At 62.4% G+C, this 25,047-nt stretch carries 19 protein-coding genes; 7 read left to right on the plus strand and 12 right to left on the minus strand.

Features of this window, described 5'->3' with window-relative positions:
• Positions 1-82 precede the first annotated feature (82 nt).
• From ACZ889_RS16280 to ACZ889_RS16290, 3 genes are all read left to right on the plus strand, one after another.
• A complete protein-coding gene (locus ACZ889_RS16280; RefSeq protein ID WP_476257570.1) occupies positions 83-1,237 on the plus strand; it encodes a hypothetical protein in 1,155 nt (384 codons plus the stop codon).
• Between the two features lie 72 nt (positions 1,238-1,309).
• Complete coding sequence (locus tag ACZ889_RS16285) at positions 1,310-2,428, plus strand: glycosyltransferase 61 family protein (protein ID WP_180688189.1); 1,119 nt, start codon at positions 1,310-1,312, stop codon at positions 2,426-2,428.
• Between the two features lie 47 nt (positions 2,429-2,475).
• Positions 2,476-3,324: a helix-turn-helix transcriptional regulator gene (locus ACZ889_RS16290; RefSeq protein ID WP_476257571.1), complete on the plus strand. Its 849-nt coding sequence runs from the start codon at positions 2,476-2,478 to the stop codon at positions 3,322-3,324.
• Here ACZ889_RS16290 and ACZ889_RS16295 read toward each other — a convergent pair.
• On the minus strand, positions 3,289-3,870 hold the full coding sequence (locus ACZ889_RS16295) for a LysE family translocator (RefSeq protein ID WP_014590819.1): 582 nt from the start codon (positions 3,868-3,870) through the stop codon (positions 3,289-3,291). The genes ACZ889_RS16290 and ACZ889_RS16295 overlap by 36 nt on opposite strands.
• 292 nt (positions 3,871-4,162) lie before the next feature.
• Here ACZ889_RS16295 and ACZ889_RS16300 point away from each other — a divergent pair, with 292 nt between their 5' ends.
• Positions 4,163-5,734, plus strand: coding sequence for a TerC family protein (locus tag ACZ889_RS16300; RefSeq protein ID WP_047605197.1), 1,572 nt, complete (start codon positions 4,163-4,165; stop codon positions 5,732-5,734).
• Here ACZ889_RS16300 and rarD read toward each other — a convergent pair.
• A complete protein-coding gene (gene rarD, locus ACZ889_RS16305) occupies positions 5,697-6,584 on the minus strand; it encodes an EamA family transporter RarD (RefSeq protein WP_180688187.1) in 888 nt (295 codons plus the stop codon). The two genes, ACZ889_RS16300 and rarD, sit on opposite strands and share 38 nt — an antisense overlap.
• Before the next feature lie 33 nt (positions 6,585-6,617).
• Positions 6,618-8,204 (minus strand): EAL domain-containing protein, encoded by a 1,587-nt coding sequence (locus tag ACZ889_RS16310; RefSeq protein ID WP_180688186.1) that lies wholly within the window; start codon positions 8,202-8,204, stop codon positions 6,618-6,620.
• Positions 8,205-8,502: 298 nt separating this feature from the next.
• Here ACZ889_RS16310 and hppD point away from each other — a divergent pair, with 298 nt between their 5' ends.
• Positions 8,503-9,579 carry a 4-hydroxyphenylpyruvate dioxygenase gene (gene hppD / locus ACZ889_RS16315; RefSeq protein WP_003253865.1) on the plus strand — a complete coding sequence of 359 codons (1,077 nt, stop codon included), beginning with the start codon at positions 8,503-8,505 and terminating at the stop codon, positions 9,577-9,579.
• A gap of 23 nt (positions 9,580-9,602) precedes the next feature.
• On the opposite strand, the gene ACZ889_RS16320 is transcribed toward hppD, so the two are convergent.
• Together ACZ889_RS16320 and ACZ889_RS16325 are read right to left on the minus strand one after the other, a co-directional pair.
• The gene (locus ACZ889_RS16320; protein ID WP_003253863.1) at positions 9,603-10,409 is read right to left on the minus strand and encodes a CSS-motif domain-containing protein; all 807 of its coding nucleotides are present in this window, start codon (positions 10,407-10,409) and stop codon (positions 9,603-9,605) included.
• A 129-nt stretch (positions 10,410-10,538) separates the two neighbouring features.
• Positions 10,539-11,225 carry a type 1 glutamine amidotransferase domain-containing protein gene (locus tag ACZ889_RS16325; RefSeq protein WP_180688185.1) on the minus strand — a complete coding sequence of 229 codons (687 nt, stop codon included), beginning with the start codon at positions 11,223-11,225 and terminating at the stop codon, positions 10,539-10,541.
• A 192-nt stretch (positions 11,226-11,417) separates the two neighbouring features.
• Here ACZ889_RS16325 and ACZ889_RS16330 point away from each other — a divergent pair, with 192 nt between their 5' ends.
• Positions 11,418-13,481: a hybrid sensor histidine kinase/response regulator gene (locus tag ACZ889_RS16330; protein ID WP_180688184.1), complete on the plus strand. Its 2,064-nt coding sequence runs from the start codon at positions 11,418-11,420 to the stop codon at positions 13,479-13,481.
• A gap of 6 nt (positions 13,482-13,487) precedes the next feature.
• On the opposite strand, the gene ACZ889_RS16335 is transcribed toward ACZ889_RS16330, so the two are convergent.
• The 7 genes from ACZ889_RS16335 to gspG form a co-directional block, all read right to left on the minus strand.
• On the minus strand, positions 13,488-15,104 hold the full coding sequence (locus tag ACZ889_RS16335; RefSeq protein ID WP_180688183.1) for a response regulator: 1,617 nt from the start codon (positions 15,102-15,104) through the stop codon (positions 13,488-13,490).
• A gap of 78 nt (positions 15,105-15,182) precedes the next feature.
• Positions 15,183-16,238 (minus strand): HEAT repeat domain-containing protein, encoded by a 1,056-nt coding sequence (locus tag ACZ889_RS16340; RefSeq protein ID WP_004576565.1) that lies wholly within the window; start codon positions 16,236-16,238, stop codon positions 15,183-15,185.
• A gap of 223 nt (positions 16,239-16,461) precedes the next feature.
• Positions 16,462-17,877, minus strand: coding sequence for an efflux transporter outer membrane subunit (locus ACZ889_RS16345; RefSeq protein ID WP_104961572.1), 1,416 nt, complete (start codon positions 17,875-17,877; stop codon positions 16,462-16,464).
• Positions 17,874-21,053: an efflux RND transporter permease subunit gene (locus ACZ889_RS16350; protein ID WP_016486703.1), complete on the minus strand. Its 3,180-nt coding sequence runs from the start codon at positions 21,051-21,053 to the stop codon at positions 17,874-17,876. Before ACZ889_RS16350 ends, ACZ889_RS16345 begins: the two co-directional genes overlap by 4 nt.
• A 12-nt stretch (positions 21,054-21,065) precedes the next feature.
• On the minus strand, positions 21,066-22,307 hold the full coding sequence (mexE, locus tag ACZ889_RS16355) for a multidrug efflux RND transporter periplasmic adaptor subunit MexE (protein ID WP_003253847.1): 1,242 nt from the start codon (positions 22,305-22,307) through the stop codon (positions 21,066-21,068).
• Positions 22,308-22,498: 191 nt separating this feature from the next.
• Positions 22,499-23,689, minus strand: coding sequence for a type II secretion system F family protein (locus tag ACZ889_RS16360; protein ID WP_180688182.1), 1,191 nt, complete (start codon positions 23,687-23,689; stop codon positions 22,499-22,501).
• A gap of 11 nt (positions 23,690-23,700) precedes the next feature.
• The gene (gene gspG, locus ACZ889_RS16365; RefSeq protein WP_014861762.1) at positions 23,701-24,126 is read right to left on the minus strand and encodes a type II secretion system major pseudopilin GspG; all 426 of its coding nucleotides are present in this window, start codon (positions 24,124-24,126) and stop codon (positions 23,701-23,703) included.
• A 185-nt stretch (positions 24,127-24,311) separates the two neighbouring features.
• Here gspG and ACZ889_RS16370 point away from each other — a divergent pair, with 185 nt between their 5' ends.
• Positions 24,312-24,905, plus strand: coding sequence for a lytic transglycosylase domain-containing protein (locus tag ACZ889_RS16370; RefSeq protein ID WP_004576566.1), 594 nt, complete (start codon positions 24,312-24,314; stop codon positions 24,903-24,905).
• Positions 24,906-25,047 lie beyond the last annotated feature (142 nt).

The following is a 25,047-nucleotide window of genomic DNA, read 5'->3' on the forward strand; positions in this document are numbered from 1 at the left end:
TCAAAGTGTTAAGTGTTTTTGCTGGATTTTTCTCTTTTTCCGATTGGCCAATAGTGCACTTCAAAAGGACGTCGAAGAAGAAATGAAAAAGACCTTGACGACTGTGGCGCGCAAGCTCCTGTCGCCCTCCATGCGCTACGAAATCAGGCTGCTGGCCAGCAAAATGCGAGAAATGATGGCGCGTGCCTGTCTCTGGCGTTGGGAAGTCGCCAGGTTTCGCCCGCAACAGGAGAGCCCGTACGAAATCCTCTACATCGGCCGCAAGCAGCAACGGGAAATGGCCAAGCTGCTGATTGGGGGCAAGGGCCAGGGCAGCGCATCGATCGTGGACGGTGCAAGTGCCACGGCGGCTGCCAGCCACGTCGTGGTCATCAGCGAAATGCCCACGTCGGGGGCGCTGTCAGTGCCGCACTACCTGAGCGCCGTGGTGCCGCTGGGGCGACCGCTGGAGGACATCACTGCGCGCTATGACAGCGAACTGCGGCGCAGCATTCGCAAGAACCGACCGCTGTATCACATGCGCCAAGCCCTTTCGGACGAAGAAATCGCCATGGCCGACCGGGATCTGCTGCGCCCTTATGCTTCGGCCCGGCAGGGCATTCATGCCGCGCAGTTTCCTACCGAAGAGGTGTTCCGTATTGCCAAGAGTGTCGGCCGGCTTGACTTGATCATGTTGGGCGATGAAGTGATCGGCTGTCACCTGGGGTGTGAAGTGGTACGCGGCGGCAAGCGTTACTGGAGCACGTTGCGCTTTGGCTATTGCGAGGCGGTGTTTTCCGATGCGAAGAAACTGCGCGAGGTGAATTCGATCACCACCTTCATGGCGCTTGAATGGGCACTGGAGCAGGGCTTCGATTATTACGACATCGGCCTGTGTCTAGCGCGCCCGGACGACGGCCTGCTGAAGTGGAAGCGCCGCCGCGGTGGTGATATCGATTCGCTGGGTAACCATGCGTACCTGTTTGTCCGCCTGCCCAAGACCGGTACGGCAAAGTTCTTGTGGGATACGCCGATGTTCGCGGTCGAAGGCGACAAGCTGACGTTGCATCTGGGGCTCCCGGATGGCCCAAGCGATGAGGAAGTTGCCAGCCGCTATCACGAAATGGTGTTTGGTGGCCTGCACAAGATTTATCTCTACGGAGGCAGCGGGGCAGGCGAACCGTTTGTGCAAACGTTGCGCAGCCGTTACGCCAGCTTGCAGTCACCGCCCACTATGGAAAGAGTCACGAGTAGTTGAGTAACTGCCAGGGATGCTTTGATCTGGCGCCGGGCGCCGGGCTCCAGTCTTCGTCATCAGGGGGGACGCTTCATGGGAAGCGACATCTCGCAGTTCAGTGCATCGCCCGCAGCCAGGCAACACAGCTGGACCTTGGCCGCCTACCGCCACATGGCGCGCAAACGGCTGGGTGGAAAAACGGCGATCGATCTCAAGAGCGTCGCCACCAAGTGCTGGGAAATCGCCCCGGGCGAAGCCACGGTTTCGCCGCCGGCCATTTTCCTGCCTGGTCAGCTGGAGCGGGTGACGGGCTGGGAAGGCAAGCGGTTTTACCCCTACGTGCACCCGGCGCAGACCATGGAGGGAGGCGTCAACACATTGCAAGGGCCAACCCGCGGCTACTTGATCAAGGATGTATGGCTGATCGAGGGGGCATTGTACAAGGGCAAGGCCAGCCATTGGCTGTCACAGAAGCCAAGTACCTTCCCGACCATCCTCATCGACCATGAAATCGACCGCGCTGCAATCTACTGCACGCAAAACGGTAACGCCTGGTTCGGCACCTGGTTGATGGAAGATTGTCCGACCTATGCGCTGGCCTGCAACGAGGGCATCCCGGTGACCACCGCCCCCTCTGCCAGGTATCCGCTGTTTACCCAGGCACCGGCCTATGAAGACTGGCTGGACATGAAGCCTTTGCGCCTGCGCAGTGCGTTCTTCCGTGAGCTGGTGCTGTTCGATGACCAAAGCAACAACCGCAGCCGGCATGCTCGCTACCGAGCCATGGGTGACAAGCTGCTGTCGCATGTGACGCACACGCAGCACCCGGGGGTTTTCCTGTTGCGGGGCGGTGATGGTGACCTGCGCCTGTTGCGCAACGAGCTGGAGCTTGCCGAACACTTGCGCACGACCCGCGGTTTTCGCATCGTCAATCCGCTGAAGTCCGATGTGCCGAGCATTGTCGCGGCGTGCGCCGGGGCTAAAGTGGTCATCGGGGTGGAGGGTAGCCAGTTGGTGCATGGCGTGAACGTACTGCAGGCTGGCGGCTGCCTGCTGACTTTGCAGCCGCCGAACCGTTTCGTCAGTTACTACAAATACCTGACGGATCGTGACCACCAGCATTTTGGCTTTGTGGTAGGCCTCCCGGAAGGCGATGGTTTCAGGATCGATATTGACGAAGTGGAGCGCACGCTGGATCTGTTCCCTCGATAAGTGTGTAGTATCCCTGCATGGATCAGCGGCGGGCAGGGCAGTAGAGGATGATCGAGGTATCACGGTTTTGGCGCGACCCTGCCTTGCCGTTCGTCGAAGCCCGACGAGTAGGGGACGGGCGCAAGGTGTGCTACGCCGCGCACTCTCACGAGAGCTTCTCCATCGGGGTGATCACGGGGGGGCGTAGCACTTACATCAACAGTGACCAGTGCGTTGAGGTGGGGGCGGGTACCACGGTGTTGATGAACCCGGGCGTGGTGCATACCTGCAACCCTGTTGCCGGGGAACCCTGGTCTTACCTGATGCTGTTCGTCGATCAGCCTTGGTTGCAGGCAGTGGGTTTTACCCTGCCAACACAGACCTGGGCCCGCTCACCTGTGTTGTACGGGCGGCTGTTGCAGGCCTTTGCCGACCTGTTCGACGCCAGGCTGCCTGATCGGGAAACCCGCCTGGCGGCCCTGTTCAGCGAGCTGCCGGGCATGCTTGCCCGTAATGCCAGCGAGATTGACCAGGGCAATCCACGGCTGGATGCAGCGGCTGCTTTCATACGCGCCCACCGCAGTGACCCGCTCAGCCTCGAAGACATCTGCGGGGCTTGCGGCCTGTCCCGCTCCTACCTGATTCGTGCGTTTCGCCAACGCTTCGGCCTGACGCCGCATGGCTACCTGCTGGACCAGCGCGTGCAACTGGCCCGGGCCCAGTTGCGCCAGGGCCGCTCAATTGCTGAAGTTGCACAGGAGGCCGGGTTCGCTGATCAGGCACACCTGCAGCGGGCATTCAAACAGCACCTGGCGGCGACACCGGGGCATTACAGAAATGCCGTCGCTAGCCTGGGCGCTCCTGCAGGAGCCGTGCAAGCCTTAAAGGATCAGGTAAACCGCGCTGGCGACCAGTAACACGGCCAGGCTCCGATTGAGCATGCGCAGGTGACGTGGGTTGTCCAGGTACTGGCGAATCACGCTGCCGGCCCAGGCCCAGCAGGCCACCGAGATGAAACAGATTGGGCCATAGATCCAGGTAAACAGCCACAGCAAGTGCTGTTCACCACCGGTGTAGGCACCCACCCCGGCAACGGCTGCCAACCAGGCTTTGGGGTTCAGCCACTGCATTGCTGCGCCGTGCCAGGCTGAAGGGGCTTGGGTAGGCTGTGCGTTGTTCAGGTTACCGTCGTCACTGGCCAGCTTCCACGCCATGTACAGCAGAAACGCCACACCGCCCCAGTGCAACATCAGGCCCAGCAAAGGCCAGCGAAGCAGCAGTTGATGCAGGCCCAGCCCGACCAGCACCAGCAACAGGCAGAACCCCAGCGTGGCGCCGGCGACATGTGCAACGCTGGCGCGCAGGCCATGGCGGGCACCGCTACCAAGGGCGACGATGTTGACCGGGCCGGGGGAGATCGAGGCCGCAAGGGCGAAGGCGGCCATGGACAGGTACAGGCTCATGAGGAAGATCCACGTGGTTGGAGAGGCGTCATCCTCGCGTCGCCGACGGTCTGATGTATTGAACAAAAGTACCCGCGCACGACGCGCTCCCGCGGGGCGATAGGGCGTTGCAGGGTCGTTACAGGTTTTGTAATAGTTTTGCGCTACAACAGAAACCTGCTGTGCTTGTAGCATCGTTCTCCCAATTTGTTATCAAGGTCTATATGAGCACCTTCGCGGAGCCCCCCAGTCTTCGGCCTTTCTGGCCATCCTTCTCCCGTCCTTGTGACGTGTCCCACGTGAGTACCCGCTAATGGAATGGCTAGCCGACCCCACGGCCTGGCTAGGCCTGTTGACGCTTATCGTCCTCGAGCTGGTGCTGGGTATCGACAACCTGGTGTTCATCGCCATCCTTGCCGACAAGTTGCCGCCCCATCAGCGCGACCGCGCGCGGGTCATTGGCCTGAGCCTGGCGCTCATCATGCGCCTGGGCCTGTTGGCCAGCATTTCGTGGATGGTCACCCTTACCGCACCGCTGTTCGAAGTGTTCGGCAAGAGCTTCTCTGGCCGTGACCTGATCATGCTGTTCGGTGGTGTGTTCCTGCTGTTCAAGGCCACCATGGAGCTGCACGAACGCCTGGAAGGTCACGTGAGCCAGGCCAGTGGCACGCTGCGCCATGCCGCGTTCTGGCCGATCGTTGCCCAGATCGTGGTACTGGACGCGGTATTCTCGCTGGATGCCGTGATCACGGCGGTGGGCATGGTCGATGAGCTGTCCGTGATGATGATCGCGGTGATCTTCTCGATCGGTATCATGATCGTTGCCAGCAAGCCGCTGACCCGCTTCGTCAACGCCCACCCCACGGTGATCATGCTGTGTCTGGGCTTCCTGATGATGATCGGTTTCAGCCTCACCGCCGAAGGCCTGGGCTTCCATATCCCGAAAGGCTACCTGTACGCGGCCATCGGCTTCTCGATCCTGATCGAGCTGTTCAACCAGCTGGCGCGCGCCCGTCGCAAGCGCAGCCTGCAACAGCACAAGCCGTTGCGTGAACGCACTGCCCATGCCGTGCTGCGCCTGCTGGGCGGCCGCCGGGTCGAGGCTGACGAGGTCGGCGAGGAGATTGCCGATCTGGTCGAAGGTGGCGGCGAGCAGGTGCTGTTCGACCGCCGTGAGCGGGTCATGATCAGCGGCGTGCTGAACCTGGCCGAGCGGCCGATTCGTACGGTGATGACTGCCCGTGCCGAGGTTGATGTGATCGACCTGGCGCAACCGGCCGACGCCATTGCCCAGGCCCTGGCCAATTCGCCGTACTCGCGCCTGCCGCTGATCCGCGATGGTCGCGTGGACGAGCCCTTGGGCTTTGTGCACAAGAAGGAACTGCTGAAGGAACTGCTCTCGGGCAGCCAGCCCGATCTGGAAAGCATGGCCCGGGCGCCGTTGAACCTGCTGGAGAGCTTCAGCATCCTCAATGCCTTGGAGCAAATGCGCGGTCAGTCGACCCACATTGCCTTCGTGGTCAACGAGTTCGGTGACTTCACCGGGCTGTTGACCATGACCGACATCCTTGAGTCGATTGCCGGTGAGCTGCCGGATGCCAGTGAAGTTGAAGGCCCGGGCATCGTTCAGGAGGGCGAAGGCTTTGTGGTCAGCGGCGCGCTGAACCTCAGCCAGGTGCAGGCGCGTACTGGCTTCAGCGCCCGTGCTACCGAGGATTACCAGACCCTTGCGGGCCTGGTGATGAGCTTGCTCGACCGCCTGCCGATGGTCGGTGACCGGCTAGCCTGGAATGGCTGGATGCTGACCGTGGAGGCGGTTGAAGAGCGACGGGTACGCCAGGTTCGGCTTACACCGAACGGCGACGCTGACGTAGCAGGTGCTTGAAGCCCTCTAGCACCAGCACCAGTACTGCGGCCCAGATTGGCAGGTAGGTCAGCCACTGATCCGGGCCGATGGTTTCGCCCAGCAGCAACGCCACGCCCACCAGCAGCACGGGTTCGACGTAGCTGAGCAGGCCGAACAGGCTGAATGGCAGCATGCGGCTGGCCAGCACGTAGGCGATAAGCGCCGAAGCGCTGATCGCGCCAAGGATCGGGACCAACACATACAGCCCGGGGTGTGCTTGCAGGTCAGCGCTGGAAAGTGGGCTCTGGATCACGAAGTACAGCGCCCACGGTAGCAGCAGGCACATGTCGCACCACAGGCCGCCCAGGTGGTCGGTGCGGCAGCGTCGGCGCAGCACGAAGTAGATCGGGTAGCCGATCGTTACCAGCAGGGTTTCCCAGGCAAAACTGCCGTTTTGGTACAGCTCGTGGCCTACGCCCAGTGCGGCGCAGGCCACGGCTACCGTCTGCAGGCGTGACAGCCGCTCGCCATAGACCAGCCGCCCGGTCAGGACCATGGCCAGTGGCAGCAGGAAGTAACCCATCGACACTTCCAGGCTGCGCCCATGCAGGGGCGCCCAGAGAAACAGCCACAGTTGCACCCCCATCAGCCAGGACGTGCCGATCATGCCGAGCAACAGCACCGGCGTGCGTTTTACCCGGCCCATCAGTTCGCCCACCCGCTTCCAGTCTTTCGAGACAAGCATGAACAAGGTGAGGCAGGGCAGTGTCAGCAGGGTGCGCCAGCCAAAGATTTCTTCGCCATCGAGTGGCTTGAGCAGGGAGGTATAGAAGTACATCACAGCGAACAGGCAGGACGCCATGACCGATGAAACAATGCCTTTTGACACGAATGCCTCGAATACGGGAATTGAGCGGGTTGATCAGCCGCGCATGATCTCAGGGGGCGCATCTTGCGGCAACTGCGTTGCGCTCGGGCGAGTGGCCAGGGCTGCGAGGAACTGGGCGGCCGGCATGGGCCTGGCGAACAGGTAACCCTGCTGGAAGTCCACCCCATGCGCGGCCAGGTAGTCGCGCTGCAGGTCGGTTTCCACACCCTCGGCAACGATGCCCAGGTCCAGCTTTCCCGATAGCTCGATGATGGTCTCGAGTATGTGCACAGACAGCGCATCGGCGCCGATCATGGCAACGAAGCTCTGGTCGATCTTCAGGTAGTCGACCTTGAATTGCCGCAGGTAGTTGAGGCTCGACTGGCCGGTGCCGAAGTCGTCGAGGGCAATCATCACGCCCATAGCATGCAGCTTTTCGAACAACTCAAGGGTGACCGGCGTGGGCTCGATCAGCTTGCGCTCTGTCAGTTCCAGGGTCAGCACGACCCGGCCGGGCGGAAAGTGCTGCAGAAACGTGCGGCAGTCATCCAGCAGGCTGAGATCGCGGCAGTGGTCAGCGGTGATGTTGACACCAATATGGAAGCCGTCTTCCAACAGGCCGGCATAGGGCGCCAGGCTTTGCGCGGTATGTGTCAGCAGCGCGCGGGTCATGGCGACAATCTGCCCGCTGTGTTCGGCATAGGGGATGAACAGGTCGGGGCGAACCAGGCCTTCTCGTGGGTGGTGCCAGCGCATCAGCACTTCCGCACCGGCCCAGCGGTAATCGCCCTTGCGCACCACCGGCTGAAAATACGGCAGGAACTCATCGGCCTGCAGGGCACGGTCCAGTTCGGCACGCGGAGAGGTGGCGCGGCGAATCTGCCAGCGGCACACCAGTGCCGCCAGGGCACCCAGTACCAGCAACAGACTAACCAGGCCAGGGTAGTGGCTGCGTAACAGTTGGCCTTGCTTGTCGGCACTGTAGCCGCCCTGCACGCTGAAAGGGTAACGCGTCGAGCCTATCAGCACGTTGGCACTGGGGGCGGCAGGGGAGACACCTTTGTGGACCACGCCGTCCTTGCCCATCCAGGCGTCGCCCACGCGGATTTGCAGTTCTTCATCGGGCCCGATCAGGCGCAGTGCTGTTAGCAGGTGGTCGCCGTCCACCGTGGTGATTGCGCCGTGGTCGCCGTCGCTGGCACGGTAGACCAGCAGCGGGTGGCCCGGCGTAACCGAGTTGCCGTCCATCAGCCATAACTTGCCGTCGACGTAATCGCCAGGATTGACCGGTTCTTCGAACTCGCCGAACAGCGAGGTGCAATAAAGGTTGTTGTGCCTGAACAGGTTGGTCGAGCGCACGAAGGCATTGCGGGTAACCTGGGCCCGCAGCATAAGCTGGGCCTGCTCGCATGAACGGTCAGTCAGTGGAAGTAGCGAATTGGCGGCACGGGACAGGTTGTCGAGGATGTGTTCGACGTGCTCCAACGCCTGGCGGGTGGTGGCGTGGCTGCTGGCCTGCATTTCACGCTCGACCTGCCAGTTCATCACGGCCAGGCCGCACATGACCGGCAGCACGCCGACGACCCAAGGCAAGAGCGTGCGCCAGCTGAGTGCGGCGCGGCGTTTGACGGTAAGGGGCATGCTGACCTGACTATCATGGCGTAAAACGAGAGGATAGCCGTTTGTCGCCGCGTACGAGCAACTAAAACGCGACAAACCATTTTACGCAATGTAGAATCGATTTACGAATACAACAATAAGGTCCTTCACCTCCGAAGGATCAAGCCCGCCGAGAATGGGTCCATATGACATACCATGGGTTCAAGCTGATCATAGGTGACTTCCTCGCCCGCAGCGTGCGCGGTATCCCGTGCTCACCGCCGTTTCTGTTCCACATCCTACGCAATCTATAATTTTCGCAGCAGATGAGGACACGAACATGGCTGATATCTTCGACAATCCAATGGGCCTGATGGGCTTCGAGTTCATCGAACTGGCTTCGCCGACCCCTGGCGTACTTGAGCCTGTATTCCAGATACTGGGTTTCACCAAAGTGGCCACCCACCGCTCCAAGGATGTGCACCTGTATCGCCAGGGTGGCATCAACCTGATCCTGAACAATGAACCCAAAAGCATCGCCTCGTACTTCGCCGCTGAACACGGCCCGTCGGTATGTGGCATGGCCTTTCGCGTGCGCAATGCCCATGAGGCTTATGCCCGCGCCCTGGAACTGGGCGCCCAGCCGGTAGAAATCGAAACCGGCCCGATGGAATTGCGCCTGCCTGCGATCAAGGGTATCGGGGGGGCACCGCTCTACCTGATCGACCGCTTCGAGGAAGGCAGTTCGATCTACGACATCGATTTCAACTTCATTGAAGGCGTGGATCGCAACCCGGTGGGTGCTGGCCTGAAAATCATCGACCACCTCACCCATAACGTCTACCGTGGGCGCATGGCCTACTGGGCCGGGTTCTACGAGAAGCTGTTCAACTTCCGTGAAATCCGCTACTTCGACATCAAGGGCGAATACACCGGCCTCACCTCCAAGGCCATGACTGCGCCTGATGGCATGATCCGCATCCCGCTCAACGAAGAGTCGTCCAAGGGCGCAGGGCAGATCGAAGAGTTCCTGATGCAGTTCAACGGTGAAGGTATCCAGCACGTAGCCTTCCTGACCGATGACCTGCTCAAGACCTGGGATGCCCTGAAGGGGCTGGGCATGCGCTTCATGACCGCGCCACCGCAAACCTACTACGAAATGCTGGAAGAGCGCCTGCCTGGCCATGGTGAGCCGGTCGACCAACTGCAAGCGCGTGGCATCCTGCTCGATGGCGCCTCGCAGCCCGAAGACAAGCGCCTGCTGCTGCAGATTTTCTCGGAAACCCTGCTTGGCCCGGTCTTCTTCGAGTTCATCCAGCGCAAAGGTGACGATGGCTTCGGTGAGGGCAACTTCAAGGCGCTGTTCGAATCCATCGAACGTGACCAGGTACGCCGTGGCGTGCTGAGCACAGACTGATCGCCCCTGGAGTACCGTCGTCGTCATGTTCGTTCGGCGGCGGTACCCCGCCTGTTGGCACGTGCCCTGAACAGGGCCAGGTAGACGATCGAGCCGGTCACGATCCCCACCAGCATCAGCGAGGGGACGATCTGCAGCACCGACTGGCGGATTTCCTGAGCGGTGAAACCCTCTGGGTAGCCACCTTTGACCGTGTATCCATACTTGGCCGACATTGCGCTTGTAAAGAACTCGGACTGTGAAGGGCGCTCAAGGTCACGGCTGTCACCGTTGCTCCATATGTAGCGGTCGCCAAATTCGACCAGCAGTGTCAGCCCATCCAGAAAGCCATCCAGCTCGTTGCGAATCTGCATGGCATAGGCGGTGACGATTACGCTATTGCTTTTGCCCTTCTGGTGAAAGTCGACCAGCAGCTTCTGACGCGTATCAGGAGGGCCGTAGGACAGTGCGACTCGCTGGCCGGACGACGCGAAGGATGAATAATGCTCCAGCGAACCTGAAGCCGTGCTGCAGTAGGGTTGATTGTCTTTGAGCAAGGTCAGCGACCTGACCATTGAGCGAATGGCAACCTGGTCCTGCAAGGCACTTTTGACGTTATCGCAAGATTCCCCTGCAAATGGCAGGGTGCGCAGGGCCGTCTCGTGCATTCTGTCCAGTGCATTGTCGACGCTGAAAACCGCCTCCTGAACGGAAATGCTGGCGTTTTCCGCAAGTTTCGCTTCCAGCTGGAAAGCCATCACCAGCAAACCGGAAACCACAGGCACCAGCGCCACTGCAATGAGCAGCAGCAGCTCCACCATGCTGCGCCCCGCGTGCATGATTTTCGACATAGGCTAATAGTTCTCCGCTCTGAAACTGTCCGTGGTGAACAGCTGAGCCCTGAGCCTATGTATTTGCTGACCGGGCTGCTGTAGTCCGGCTGCAGTTGAAGCGGTAGGAAAGCGAGCGCCTTGATGTAGCTAACTGCCCTTGAGCTTTTTGAGCACTGTCTCGGCCAGCAAGGCAGTGGAAGCGGGGTTCTGCCCGGTGATCAGCCTATCATCGTCGACCACGTACGGCTTCCACGGCTCATCATGTTTGCTGTACTCACCGCCGCGCGCCCCAAGTTCGTTCTCCGTCAAGAACGGCACTACGTCGTCCAGTTCGGCCAGTTTTTCCTCTATGTTGGAAAAGCCGGTCACCTTGCGGTCTTTGAGGAGCAGGCAGTTGTTACTCAGCTTGATGTTCAGCAGGCCGACTACGCCGTGACAGACTGCTGCGACAATGCCACCTTTTTCGTAGATTTTGCGCGCCAGTTCCTGCAGAGCATGGTTTTCTGCGAAGTCATACATCACCCCATGCCCACCGGTGTAATAGATGACGCTGTATTCATCGGCCTTCACCTGCCCTGGGGCCAAGGTCCTGCCCAGTCGCGTCAGGAAGCGCTTGTCGTCGTACCACTGCCAGTCCAGATCAGGGGCCATCTGCAGGCTTTTCGGGTCGACGGGAACGTAACCGCCCTGTGGGCTGACATAATCGACCGTGTAGCCGGCCTTCTCGACTTTCTCGACAAAGTGAACGGCTTCACCCAGCCACAACCCGGTCGCCCGTTTGAGGGTTGGATACTTCGCTGTATTGGTCAACACCACCAGAATTTTCTTGCTCATGACCCTGCTCCCGTCGCCAACCTGAAAGGGCCGGTGCTCCCTGGCCCAAGGAAAACCTAAATAGCATAGCTGCCACCAGCAAGTGCGCCATGGTGTGCCTGACGTGCTGTGCTAACTTGAATCCATCCACGGGCGAGCCTGCCAGGCTTGGCGGCGCTGTGGTCAACCCTTAGCATTGCTGGAGTCACGATATTGGTCGCAAACGGTACGCCACGCGAGCCTGCGTCGCAGGTCATCCTGCAGTCGCCTGTTTTGCCACTGATCGCGCCGATGGGGGAGCGGATTGCCCAGTTCGACTGGTGGCGTACCTCGCTTGGGCCATTGTCGCGCTGGCCTGCTTCGTTGCGCATTGCCGTGGACATGATGCATTTATCACCCTTCCCGTGTGCGGTGGTCTGGGGGCCCGACCTGTGTGTGGTGCATAACGATGGCTACCGGGCGTTGCGGGCATTACCGGATGCGCTGGGCATGGCGTTCGATACCCTGTGGAGTGATATCTGGCCTGCAGTGGGACCCTGGGTGTTCAAGGCACTGGAAGGCCAGTCGAGTTTTGTCGAGGACCTACCCTTGCGTATCGTCCGCAGTGAAGGCGCCGAACCGCTATGGTGCGCATTCGGTTATGCCCCCCTGCACGATGAACTCGGTAACGTGGCGGGGTTTCTGCATACGGTGATCGAGACCACGGCCAGCGTCGAGGCACACCGCCATTGGCGTGAGCAGGTGCAGAGCTTTGAACGCCAGGTTGAGCAGCATGTGGCCGAGCGAGAGCAGTTCTGGTTGCTGTCGCGCGAAGCGATGATGATGCTCACCCCTGAATTGAAATTGCATGCTGCCAACCCGGCCTGGTACCGCATTCTGGGCTGGACACAAGAGCAGGTGCAGGCGATGTCGGTGATGGAGCTGGTGCACCCGACAGAGCGTACCGAAGTACGATTGGCAGTGTCCGGGCTGTTCCAATGCAGCCACGCGGAGCAGCTGGAGATCCGCCTGCGACACCGCGATGGTCACTACCACTGGTTTCGCTGGAGTGCACGGTTTGACGGCAACCTGCTGACGGCGGTTGGCCGGGACATCACCGCAGACCGTGAAGAGGCTGCGCGTCAGGCAGAGGCGCTGATGCACAACAGTGAGCGTATGGAGGTGGTTGGCCAGTTGGCGGGCGGCATGGGCCATGAAATGAACAACTTGCTGTCCGGTATCGGTGGCAGCCTCGAACTGCTGCAGCGGCGCCTGCAGGAGGGGCGGCTGGAGCGTGTGGAGGCCTACGTGGACGTTGCGCGCGACGCGGTGCAGCGTGCCATGGACCTGACCCATCGGTTGATCGCATTTTCCCGCCATCAGCCATTGGCCCCTCGGCCACTGGACTTCAGTCGGCAGTTACGTCTGAGCGAACCCCTGTTGCTGCGGGCGCTGGGGGCAGAGATGCGTTTGCACTGGCAACTGGACGTTGCACCTTGGGCAGTGAGCCTGGACGTACCCCAGCTAGAGAATGCCTTGATCCACTTGTGTGCCAATGCGCGTGAAGCGTGCCTGGAACAGGGCAATGTCACCCTCAGCAGCGTCAACGAACGGCTGACCACCTTTTTCCCGGATGAAGGTGGCTTGCCGCCAGGCGACTATGTGGCCTTGCATTTCGAGGATGATGGCCATGGCATGGCCGCGGCGGATATCGCCAGGGCTTTCGAGCCGTTTTACACAACCAAACCTCTCGGGCGTGGGGCCGGGCTTGGCCTGTCGATGGTGTATGGCTTCGTCCGTCAGTCGGGCGGGTATGCCTGGATCGAGTCGGCGCCGGAGCAGGGCACCAGGGTTTCCATGCTTTTCCCCAGGTGCCATGAGCCGGTTCCGGATGAGCCCGCGCCGGTACTGCTGTCGCAGCGCATGGCCCGGGGCGAGCGCCTGCTGCTGGTGGATGACGAGCTTGATCTGCGCGCGGTCATGCGTGAATACCTGACTGAGCGTGGTTTTGACGTCACGGATGTGGGCGATGCCAATAGCGCACTGGAGCGCTTTCGCCATGGCGGCCCTTTCGATCTGGTCATCACCGATATCGGCTTGCCGGGTGGGTTCAGTGGCCGGCAAGTGGCCAAGGCCATGCGCATGCAGCTTGCACAGCAGAAAATTCTGTTTATTACCGGATATGCGGATCAGTCCATTGAACCGCAATTGCTCGATCAGCCGGGCACGGCATTGTTGAACAAGCCGTTTTCGCTGGCGCTGCTTGCCGATGAGGCGCTACGCCTGCTTGACGTGTAAGGCGCTTCAAGGCTTGCCTAGAATCTGTGCCACTCGCGTCTGTAACTGCTGCAACTCGAACGGCTTGCAGATCAGCTGCATGCCTGCGCCCAGGAAGCCTTCGCGGGCCATGGCCGTTTCCGCGTAGCCAGTGATGAACAGCACCGGTAATTGTGGCCGCAGGCTGCGGGCAATTTCTGCCAGTTGCCGGCCGTTCATGCCGGGCAAGCCCACATCGGTGATCAGCAAATCCACCGGTTGTGCCGAGCGCAGCACCTTCAGTCCCTCGTTGGCGTCGGCTGCGCTTTGGCAGGGGAAGCCGTTTTCGCCCAGTGCCTGGCAAAGCAGTTGGCGCACATGGGGATCGTCCTCGACAATCAGCACGTGTCGGCTGCAGCCGTCTTGTCTGGCCGGCACAGGCTTGCTGGATGGCAGGGCCTGGTCGACATGGCGTGGCAAATACAGCTCCACCTGGGTTCCCTGGCCAATCTCGCTGCTGAGGGTGATATGCCCATGGGACTGCTTGCTGAAGCCGTACACCATCGACAACCCCAGGCCAATGCCCTGGCCGGTCGCCTTGGTGCTGAAGAAGGGTTCGAAGGCGTGCTCCAGCGTGCTTTGCGCCATGCCTTGGCCGCTGTCGGTGATTCGCAGGCGCACATAGTCGCCAGTGCGCAAAGCGCCGTCCGCAGCTTGCTCGGTGGCGATGTGATGATTGTTCGCCTCGATGCGTAGCAGGCCACCGTTGGGCATGGCCTCGCTGGCATTGAGCAGCAGGTTGTCGAGGGCCTCTTGCAACTGCTGGTCATCCGCCTCCACGGGCCACAGGTCTTTGGCCGCGTGCACTTGCAGGGTTATTGACGGGCTCAGGCAAGCTTCCAGGCGTTCTGTCTTGAGCAAGGTAGGCAGGTCTATACGTTGGCTGTGCAGCGATTGGCGGGAAGAGAAGGCAAGCAGGCGGTGGGTCAGGCGGGCGGCGCGTGAAACGGCCTCGCGGCCCATGCACAGAACGCCATCCAGTCCCTCGCCGCGGCCTTGGCGCAGCCGCCGCTGGATGAGTTCGAAGCTGCCGCTGATGCTGGTGAGCAGGTTGTTGAAGTCATGAGCGACGCCGCCGGCCAGTTGGCCGATGGCCTCCATCTTGCGTGCCTGGCAGCGGGCGAATTCACCGCGGTCCTGCTCTTCTTCCGGCGTTGAAGGCCGGCTGTCCAGGCGCTGCTGCATACCATAGAGTTCATCACGTGTAACGTACTGTCGCCGGCGGTTGCGCAGCGCGGACCGGGTCATGTGCAGTAACTGGGCATTTTCGTAGGGCGCGCCCAGCCATAGCAGATTGCCCACCGGATGATGACTCACGCCAGCGGCCGACCAGGCGCTCTGGGTCAGCAGCACAATGGGCAAATCCGACCAGCTCGGTTGCTGGTCGATGAATGCCTGCAGCAAGGCGCTTGGGCCTTGGCTGAACACTTGCTCGGCAATAATCGCCAAGCCTGCGCCTTCGGCCAGACGCGCCTGCAGGTTGGCCAGGTCGACCGCGCAGAGGCTGTTGATGCCGGCGGAAGTCAACAGACGTGAGGTATCCGCCGCCAGTTGTGGCGGTGCGAGGATCAAGGCACGTTCATCCAGCGCCAACGAACTGGCCAAAACGACTCTCCTTTAGGGTGGCCTGATACCCACTGGACCCTGGCGCAGGCTCAGGGTTCAACTGAATTCAGGCACTGCCTACAGGCCCTGTTGCAGCGCAGGGTCGTCCGGGTTCTGGCGCTCCAGCTCGGCGAGCGAAACTTGCACGTTCTGCAGTTGGCCGGACTCTTTCCAGTACTGGATCAGCAGCACCCGTACCCGGCGATTGGCTGGCTGGCGATTGAGCACGGTTTCCAGTTGCTTCTGGGCGGCGTCGGGCTGGTCCAGCTCATGCAGAGTGACCGCCAGGGTATAGCGGTAATCCGCGTTGTCCGGGTCCAGTTCCACGGCGCGGGACAGGGCCAGCAAGGCATACTCGTGCTGTTCGTGGCGCTTCAGCCAAAGCCCTAGCTCATACTGCAGAAAGGCCGAGTCGGGGCTCAGCGCCAGGGCTTTGCCCAGCACCTGGCGGGAGGCGTCGTGGTGGCCCTGGCGCTCGAGCAGGCGTACCTGAGTTGCCAGGGCATCGAGGTTGCCGGGGGCAACCGCGAGCGCACGTTGCAAGGCCGCAGCGGCCTGCGTGTAGTCGTTTTCGTGCAGGTACAGGCGCGCCAGGTGCACTTGGGCGTCGGCATCTTCAGGCTGTTGCTCCAGGGCTTGCTGGTATTGCTCCAGGGCTGACTGCAGGGGGCCGAAATAGAGGCCGATGGCGTCGGGATCGAGGCCCAGCAGGGCATCCACGGCGGCAAAACGCACGCTTTGCTCACTGTCGTCCAGCAGCGGGCCGAGTACCAGGCTGCGCTGCGCTGGCGGTAGCAGGCGGCGGATACTGGCAATGGCCGCTCGACGCACCAGCGGCTCGGCATTTTCCAGGTCCTGGCGGGCCAGTTTCAATGCCTGCGGCGAGGGGTAGTTGGGCAACTCATCGTAGAGCGCCGCACGGCGGATCGCAGGCAGGTCGTTACGTTGCAATTGCTGGTACAGCACCCGTGCGGCACCGGGCTGGCCATCGTGGGCCTGGCGCAGCGCCTTGGCGTAGCTGTGTGCTGGCAAGGTCGGCGGGGTTGGCGGGGCGTCGCGCCACAGGTAGCCGAACAGGGCCGATACCAGAATCGACAACAGCAGGGCGATCAGGTAGCGGTTGCGTCTGGGCATCGGACGATCCGTGGCGGCGGGAAGGGCAGAGCTTGGGCCAGCCGGGGGGTAAATGCAACCGAACCGGGCACGCCGCTCGCCAGGCGCCAGGCCTGAGGTGGCATTCCATGCACTGCGTATTGGGGTGAATACGATGGCAAACATAAAAAAGCCCCGAGGGCCAAGGCCTGCGGGGCAAACGGTTGGGGGAGGAGCCAACCAAAGGAGTCGTTGAGCAGTGGAATCAGTGTGCGCTGGCCACTGTCTCCGGTTGCCAGCCGCCACCCAGGGCCTTGTAGATCGAGACGATGCCGCGATAAAGGTCGACTTCACCCTGAGCTTGTGCATCTTCAGCACTTAGCCGCTCACGTTCGGCATCGAGCAGTACCAGGTAGTCCACGGTACCCTCGCGATAGCGAATCGAGGCCAGTTCTGCAGCCTTGCGGCTGGCGTCGCTCTGGCGCATCAGCGACAGCAGACGCTGCTGGGTCTTGTCGTAATCGCTGAAGGCGTTGGCCGACTCTTCAAGCGCCAGCAGCACCTGCTGTTCGTAGTTGGCCAGTGCCCCTTCGGCATCGGCCTTGGCGCCGCGCAGGCGGGCCCGCACGCTGCCCAGGTCGAAGGCCGCCCAGGTGATGCTCGGGCCCAGTGCCCAGGCGTTTGCCGCCGAAGAGCCGATCTGCGAGCCGCGGGCGGCGGTAAAGCCGAGGAAGCCACTAAGGCTGACGCGCGGGAACAGGTCGGCGGTGGCCACGCCAACGTTGGCGGTGGCGGCCGCCAGTTGGCGCTCGGCGCTGCGGATGTCCGGGCGGCGGCGCAACAGCTCACCCGGGTCACCGACCGGCAGCGCCTTGGCGATGGCCGGCAGGGCCTTGGGCGACAGGTCTACGCTGAGCGCGTCAGGGCGCTGGCCGAGCAGGGTGGCGATGCGATGCCGCGCCCGTGCCTGTTCGGCTTGCAGTTGCGGCACGGTGGCTTCGACCCCGGCCAGGCGGGCATCGGCACGCACCACGTCGAGGTCGTTGCCCACGCCGGCATCGCGCAGGGTTTCGGTGATGGTGCGCGATTCCTGCTGGGTCTTCAGGTTGGCCAGGGCGATCTTCTCGCGCAACTGGGCACCGCGCAGCTGCCCGTAGGCATCGACCAGTTCGGCGATCAGGCTGACCTGCAACTGTTGCAGGTCGGCGGCGGCCACCGCTTCCTGGGCTTCGCTGGCTTCGATCTGGCGCTGGATGCGGCCGAACAGGTCAAGTTCCCAGGCCATGTCCAGGCCCAGGTCGTAGCGCTCGCTGTTCACCCGCTGCGTGGTCTGGCCGGGGATCTGGCCTTTGCCGAGATCGCTGCTGGCACGGCTGGTTACCACCGGGAACGGGTCGTTTTCGGCGTCTTCGCGGATCGAACGGGCCGATTTCAGGCGGGCGAAGGCCACGCGCAAGTCTCGGTTGCCGTCCAGCGAAGCCTGCACCAGCTGGTTCAGCACCGGGTCGTCGAACTGCTTCCACCACAGGCTCTCGAAGCGGCTACGGTCGTAGGCCTTGGCCTGCACATCGCTGCCCAGTTGTGCAGGTTCGGTGGCGGGCGCCTGGTAGTCCGGGCCTACCGCACAGGCCGCCAGGGCCAGTGCCAGCAGGCTTGGGGTCAAGGGTTTGAGCAGGTTCATGCGTGGTTCTCCAGCACTTGAGCGTGTTCAGCCTTGCGGGCCTGGCGACGCTCGACGAAACGGCGGATCAGGAAGAAGAACACCGGGGTCAGGAACAGGCCGAACACGGTCACGCCGATCATCCCGGAGAACACCGCCACACCCATGGCATGGCGCATTTCCGAACCTGCACCGGAGCTGAACACCAGGGGCACCACACCCATGATGAAGGCGATCGAGGTCATCAGGATCGGCCGCAGACGCAGGCGGCAGGCTTCCAGCACCGCAGCCAGCGGATCGAGGCCCTTGGCCTGTTCGTCCTTGGCGAACTCGACGATCAGGATCGCGTTCTTGCACGCCAGGCCCACCAGTACGATCAGGCCGATCTGGGTGAAGATGTTGTTGTCGCCACCCGATACGATCACACCGGTGATGGCCGACAGCAGGGTCATCGGCACGATCAGGATCACCGCCAGCGGCAGGCTCCAGCTTTCGTACTGGGCGGCCAGCACCAGGAACGCCAGCAGCACGCACAGTGGGAACACCAGCAATGCGGTATTGCCCGAGAGGATCTGCTGGTAGGTCAGGTCGGTCCACTCGAAGGTCATGCCGTTGGGCAGTTCCTCTTTCAGCAGCTTCTCGATCGCAGCTTCCGCCTGACCAGAGCTGTAGCCCGGGGCGGCAGCGCCGTTGATCTCTGCAGTGATGAAGCCGTTGTAGTGCATGACCCGGTCCGGCCCGGAGGTGTCGCTGACCTTGAGGAAGGTCGCCAGCGGGATCATCTCGCCAAGGTTGTTGCGCACCTTCAGTTGGCCGATCTGCTCGGCATCAAGGCGGAACTGCTGCTCGGCCTGTACGTTGACCTGGTAAGTGCGGCCAAAGCGGTTGAAGTCGTTGGTGTACAGCGAGCCCAGGTAAACCTGCAGGGTGTCGAAGATGTCGGTAATCGCCACACCGTGGGTCTTGGCCTTTTCCCGGTCGATGGCGGCATCGACTTGTGGCACGTTGACCTGGTAGCTGGTGAACAGGCCTGCCAGCTCTGGGACGTTGTGGCTCTTGGCGATGATGTTCTGGGTTTCCTTGTACAGCGCTTCGTAACCCAGGTTGCCACGGTCTTCGATTTGCAGACGGAAGCCGCCAATCGTGCCCAGGCCCTGTACCGGCGGCGGTGGGAAGATCGCGATGTAGGCGTCCTGGATGTCGGCGAACTGGGCATTCAGCGCGGCTGCGATGGCCGCCGCCGACTGGCTCGGGTCCTTGCGCTCATCGAATGGCTTGAGCGGGGTGAACACGATGCCGCTGTTGGGGCTGTTGGTGAAACCGTTGATCGACAGGCCCGGGAAGGCTACCGAGTCGGCCACGCCAGGCTGCTTCAGGGCGATTTCGCTCATGCGCTTGATCACCGCTTCGGTACGGTCGAGGCTGGCCGCGTCCGGCAGTTGGGCGAAGGCCACCAGGTACTGCTTGTCCTGGGCCGGCACGAAACCGGTCGGCGTGGACGAGAAGCCGAGGTAGGTCAGGCCCATCAGGCCGGCATACACGAACAGGGCGATGCCGCTGGAGCGGATGACGCGGCGCACGCCACCGACGTACCTGTGGCTGGCCCGATCGAAGAACCGGTTGAAAGGGGAGAACAGCCAGCTGCCCAGCAGCTTGTCGAGGAACCGCGAGAAACGGTCCTTGGGGGCGTGATGGTCCTTGAGTAGCACCGCGGCCAAGGCTGGCGACAGGGTCAGCGAGTTGAACGCCGAAATGACGGTCGAGATGGCGATGGTCAGGGCGAACTGCTTGTAGAACTGCCCGGTCAGGCCGGAAATGAACGCTGCAGGTACGAACACCGCGCACAGCACCAGGGCGGTGGCGATGATCGGCCCGGTCACTTCGCTCATGGCTTTTTGCGTGGCTTCCAGCGGCTTCAGGCCCAGCCCGATGTTACGTTCGACGTTCTCCACCACGACGATGGCATCGTCCACCACGATACCGATGGCGAGCACCAGCCCGAATAACGACAGCGCGTTGAGTGAAAAACCGAACAGGTGCATGACCGCGAAGGTACCGATCAGCGAGACCGGCACCGCCAGCAGCGGGATGATCGAGGCGCGCCAGGTCTGCAGGAACAGGATCACCACCAGCACCACCAGCACCAAGGCTTCGAACAGGGTGTGCACCACCGCTTCGATGGAGCCGCGCACGAAGATGGTCGGGTCATAGACGATGCTGTAGTCCATCCCTTCCGGGAAGTCCTTTTTCAGCTCGGCCATTTTCGCCCGCACTTCGTCGGAGATCTCGATGGCGTTGGAGCCTGGGCGCTGGAAAATCGGGATGGCCACCGCCGGCTGGTTGTTCAGCAGCGAGCGCAGGGCGTACTGGCTGGAGCCGAGTTCAACCCGGGCGATGTCTTTCAGGCGGGTGATCTCGCCATCGGCACCGGCGCGGATGATGATGTTCTCGAATTCTTCCTCGTTGACCAGACGGCCTTGGGTATTGATCGACAGTTGGAAGCTGGTCGAGCCTGGGGCAGGCGGCGCGCCCAGCTGGCCGGCGGCCACCTGGCGGTTCTGCTCGCGGATTGCCGCGACCACATCACTGGCCGTCAGGTTGCGCGAAGCGGTCTTGTTCGGGTCCAGCCAGACGCGCAGCGAGTAGTCGCCCATGCCAAACAGCTGCACATCGCCTACGCCGCCCAGACGCGCCAGCTCGTCCTTGATGTTGAGGATGGCGTAGTTGGACAGATAGAGCATGTCGTAGCGGTTGTCCGGCGAGGTCAGGTGCACGACCATGGTCAGGTCAGGCGAGGCCTTGTCGACGGTGATACCGATACGGGTCACTTCCTCGGGCAGCTTGGGCTGGGTGCGGGTGACGCGGTTCTGCACCTGCACCTGGGCGTTGTCCAGGTCGGTACCCAGGGCGAAGGTGATGGTCAGCGTCAGCTTGCCGTCCGCAGTGGACTGGGAGGACATGTACAGCATGTTCTCCACACCGGTAATGGCCTGCTCCAGCGGCGCGGCAACGGTTTCGCCGATGACCTTGGGGTTGGCGCCGGGGAAGTTGGCGCGCACCACCACGGTGGGCGGCACCACTTCGGGGTATTCGCTGATCGGCAGCTGGAACAGCGAGATAGAACCCGCGATCAGCAGCACCAGCGACAGCACCGCGGCGAAGATCGGCCGGGTAATGAAGAATTTCGAGAAGTTCATCGGTAGGGTCCCTTAACCGCGTGGCGCCTGGGCGCTGGCGACTTTCACGTTGTTGCCCGCCACCTTCGGCGCCGGGTTGCTGGCCTCCAGGGCCTGACGCTGCTGGGCGAGGGCGGCGAGGGTTTGCTCGCTGGCCATCTGTGTTTCTTCCGGGGTTACCGGCGAACCAGGGCGCACGCGCTGCAAGCCCTTGACCACGATGCGGTCGTCCTTGCCCAGGCCGCTGCGCACGATGCGCAAGCCTTCCAGCTTTGGCCCCAGTTCCACGGCGCGGTAGGTGGCTTTGTTGTCCTTGTCCATGACCAGCACAAACTTCTTGCCAAGGTCGGTGCCCACGGCTTCGTCGTTGATGAGCATGGCGTCGTACTGGGCGCTGCCGACCAGCTTCAGGCGCGCATACAGGCCCGGGGTGAACTGGCCGTTGCTGTTGTCGAATACCGCGCGGCCGCGGATGGTGCCGGTGCGCGGGTTGACCTGGTTGTCGACGAAGTTCATCTGGCCCAGGTGCGGGTTGCCGCTTTCGTTGGTCAGGCCCAGGTATACCGGGGTGCTCTGGCTACGCTGGCCTTCACGGGCCAGCTGGGTGTACTTGAGGTACACGCGCTCGTCGGCGTCGAAGTAGGCGTAGACCTTGTCGGTGGACACCACACTGGTCAGCGGGGTGACATCGGCGGTGACGATGTTGCCGGCGGTGAACTCGGCGCGGCTGACACGGCCACTGATGGGCGCGGTGACGCGGGTGAAGCTGAGGTTCAGGCGTGCCAGGTCGAGCTGGGCCTGGATCGCATCGACGCCGGCACGGGCTTCGGCGGCGGCACTGCTGCGCGATTCGGCCAGTTCGGCGGAGATGGCGTTGCTGTCACGCAGGCGCTCGCCACGGCGGGCTTCGTTGGCGCTGCGGATGGCGGTGGCCTTGGCCTGTTGCAGCTGGGCTTCAAGGCGGCGGACTTCAGCCTGGAACGGGCGCGGGTCGATCTGGAACAGCAGGTCGCCTTTCTTGACCTGGGCGCCTTCGGTGAAGGCGACCTGGTCGATCTGGCCGGAGACCCGCGGGCGCACTTCGACGGTTTCCGGGGCTTCGAGGCGGCCGGTGAACTCGTCCCATTCGGTGATCGGTTGTTCGATCACCTTGGCCACACTTACCTTCGGCGCGGCGGGAGCCTGCACGGCGTCGGGGGTTCGACCGCAAGCGCTGATCACCACCACTGCCAGGGCAGCGAGGGGGAAGCGCAAGGGTTTGAGTGATTGTTCCATGGAGAACTCCGCCAATGTATTAGTAGTGGGCGGAGTGTGAGTGTGTTGCGCGCGAGGCACGAATCGAACGGGACGAAGGTTAATATCACGCTGAATGATAAGTGGGGATCAACTATCGATGGCTGCCAGGGTTGGGCGCAGGGCACCGCCTGTGCGGGCACCACGTTACGCGAGAGCCTGGGCCTGGCCATTCAGTGAATACTTGAGGCCAGCTCGAAGATTGGCATGTACATGAGGATCACGATCAGGCCGATCAGCAGGCCGATGAAGGTCATCAACAGCGGCTCGAACAGTTTGACGAACCATTCCACCCAGCGGCCGATTTCCTGATCATGGAAGTCGGCGCAGCGCTCCAGCATCTCGCCCAGGTTGCCAGACTGCTCGCCAGCGCGCAGCAGGCGCAGTGACACCGGTGTCACCAGGTGCCCGGCCGCGAGTGCATCGGAGAGGGGCAGCCCTTCGCCCACCCGCTGGCTGGCCTGCTCCAGGCCCTGCGCTGCTGCGTTGCCGAGCAGGCCGCGGGCCATGCCCATGGCGGTGAGGATGGGGATGCCGCCTTGCAGCAGGATGCCCAGCGAGCGATAGAAACGCGCCAGCTCGTACATCATCAGGCGTTGGTGCAGCGCGGGCAGGCGCCGCAGTTGGCAGGAGGCCCAGTACCGTACACGCGGGTGCCGGCGCAGCAGCCAAAGCGCCGCCACCCCACCGACAGTGCCCAGCGCCAGTGGGCCTTGCTGGGCATGCAGAAACAGGCCGACCTGCATCAGCACCCGTGACAGCCAGGGTAGCTCGGTGCCCATGCCTTCGAACACCTGGCTGAAACGCGGCACCACATAGCCGAGCAGGAACAGCACCACACCACCTCCCACCAGCAACAGCAGTAACGGGTAGACCGAGGCACCCACCAGCTTCTGCCGGACCAGGTCCAGGCGCTGGCGATAGCTGATGTAGCGGGTGAGGGCGTCGCCCAGAGCACCGGTGCGTTCGCTGGACTGCACCAGCGCCACATACAGCGGCGGGAATACCCGCGGTTGCTGGCCCAGCGCCTGGGACAGCGAGCGGCCCTCGTACAGCTGGCGCACCAGCTCGGCGAGCACCTTGCGCGCTGTCGCTGCGGGGCTCTTCTCCGCCAGGCTTTCCAGTGCGTCAATCAGCGGCAGGCCGGCATTGAGCAAGGTTGACAGTTCCTGGCTGAACAGCACCAGGTCGAACGCCGCTTCACGGCGCCAGGCCATGCCGCGCAGGGCGCCGCCGCTGCTGCGCAGGCTGAGCACACGCAGGCCTTGGTCTTCGGCCTGGCGGCGGGCTTGGTCGGCGTCCTCGGCGTCGATCTGCAACTGCACCACGCCCTGCCTACCCAGGGCCTTGAGGCTGTAGCGCATGGCCGCTCTCCTTACTGCCAGCTGGTAATTTCAGCGTTTTCGCCATCGCCACCTGGCTGGCCGTCCTTGCCCATCGACAGCAGGTCGTATTCACCGCCGTTCTCGCCAGGTTGCCGGTAGATGTAAGCGCGGCCCCACGGGTCTTGCGGCACGGCCTTCTGCAGGTACGGACCGGTCCAGCGAGCCTCGCCACTGGGCGCGACCACCAGCGCCTGCAAACCTTGTTCGCTGTTGGGGTAGTGGCCGACCTCCAGACGGTACAAGTCCAGGGCCTTGCTCAGCCCCTCGATCTGCGCCCGCGCTACCTTGGCCTCGGAGCGGCCTAGCTGACTGAAGTATTTGGGGGCGACGATGCCGGCCAGCAGGCCGAGTACTACCAGTACCACCAGGAGTTCAAGCAGAGTGAAGCCACGTTGCGGGTTGGTTCTGCGCTGCATGGTGAAACCCTCCACTGCATGGGGACAAGCGTTGACATGCACCATGCAACAGCCGTGCACGTCTGCCTTGGGGCCTTGCGCCATGCGGCACAGGAAGCGGCACAGTGCTTGCGTCGTGGTGAATGTCCTCGGGTTTTCCGGGGCATTTCCCCCACATCGGGGGCCACGACGAAGAGGCGACCGGCATGCGTGGACTCATCCTCGGTTTGATCTGGCTGGCGGCAGGTGCTGCCCAGGCCGATGTGTACATCTCAATCGATGCCAAGGGTGGCTACGTACTGACCAATGTCCATCGACCAGGGCGACACTATGAGAAGGTGATCAGCGAGCCGCTGGCCCAGGGTGGGCCGGTCAAAGCGCAGATGATCACCGGCCGCCCTTACGCCGAAGTAGTCGCCACGGCTGCGCGCCTCCACAACCTGCCGCCGGCGCTGCTGCACGCGGTGATCAAGGCCGAGTCCGGCTACAACCCCAAAGCCCGTTCGCGGGCGGGTGCAGTGGGGTTGATGCAACTGATGCCGGACACCGCCCGCGAGATGGGGGTGCAAGACCGCCTGGACCCGGAGGACAATGTGCAGGGCGGGGCACGCTACCTCAAGCAGATGCTCACCCTGTTCGACAACGACATCACCTTGGCCGTGGCGGCCTACAACGCCGGCCCGGATGCTGTGCTGCGGCGTGGTGCCGTGCCGCCGTTTGCCGAGACACGGCGCTATGTGCCCACGGTGCTGCGCGAGTATCGCAAGTTGCAAGGGTTGACTGATGATTCGTCTTTGTAACAACGGGCGTGCAGCTCACGCATTTCCGCAGGGGCCGCGCCACCCTCAGGCTGTTTCGGGTAGGTGAGGTGAGGAGGGAATAAATACCCTTCGGCGGATGCCATCAATTTAATACTATGGTTTCCCCAAGTCTGGGCTATAA

The sequence above is a fragment of the Pseudomonas sp. TE3895 genome (assembly GCF_056278855.1).

Coding starts and splice junctions, on each gene's coding strand:
- ACZ889_RS16370 (WP_004576566.1), top strand. CDS start 24,312: ATGCGTGGACTCATCCTCGGTTTGATCTGGCTGGCGGCAGGTGCTGCC.
- ACZ889_RS16280 (WP_476257570.1), top strand. CDS start 83: ATGAAAAAGACCTTGACGACTGTGGCGCGCAAGCTCCTGTCGCCCTCC.
- ACZ889_RS16300 (WP_047605197.1), top strand. CDS start 4,163: ATGGAATGGCTAGCCGACCCCACGGCCTGGCTAGGCCTGTTGACGCTT.
- ACZ889_RS16320 (WP_003253863.1), bottom strand. CDS start 10,409: ATGTCGAAAATCATGCACGCGGGGCGCAGCATGGTGGAGCTGCTGCTG.
- ACZ889_RS16340 (WP_004576565.1), bottom strand. CDS start 16,238: ATGCCCAGACGCAACCGCTACCTGATCGCCCTGCTGTTGTCGATTCTG.
- ACZ889_RS16290 (WP_476257571.1), top strand. CDS start 2,476: ATGATCGAGGTATCACGGTTTTGGCGCGACCCTGCCTTGCCGTTCGTC.
- ACZ889_RS16345 (WP_104961572.1), bottom strand. CDS start 17,877: ATGAACCTGCTCAAACCCTTGACCCCAAGCCTGCTGGCACTGGCCCTG.
- ACZ889_RS16350 (WP_016486703.1), bottom strand. CDS start 21,053: ATGAACTTCTCGAAATTCTTCATTACCCGGCCGATCTTCGCCGCGGTG.
- gspG (WP_014861762.1), bottom strand. CDS start 24,126: ATGCAGCGCAGAACCAACCCGCAACGTGGCTTCACTCTGCTTGAACTC.
- ACZ889_RS16360 (WP_180688182.1), bottom strand. CDS start 23,689: ATGCGCTACAGCCTCAAGGCCCTGGGTAGGCAGGGCGTGGTGCAGTTG.
- ACZ889_RS16325 (WP_180688185.1), bottom strand. CDS start 11,225: ATGAGCAAGAAAATTCTGGTGGTGTTGACCAATACAGCGAAGTATCCA.
- ACZ889_RS16285 (WP_180688189.1), top strand. CDS start 1,310: ATGGGAAGCGACATCTCGCAGTTCAGTGCATCGCCCGCAGCCAGGCAA.
- mexE (WP_003253847.1), bottom strand. CDS start 22,307: ATGGAACAATCACTCAAACCCTTGCGCTTCCCCCTCGCTGCCCTGGCA.
- ACZ889_RS16310 (WP_180688186.1), bottom strand. CDS start 8,204: ATGCCCCTTACCGTCAAACGCCGCGCCGCACTCAGCTGGCGCACGCTC.
- ACZ889_RS16295 (WP_014590819.1), bottom strand. CDS start 3,870: ATGAGCCTGTACCTGTCCATGGCCGCCTTCGCCCTTGCGGCCTCGATC.
- hppD (WP_003253865.1), top strand. CDS start 8,503: ATGGCTGATATCTTCGACAATCCAATGGGCCTGATGGGCTTCGAGTTC.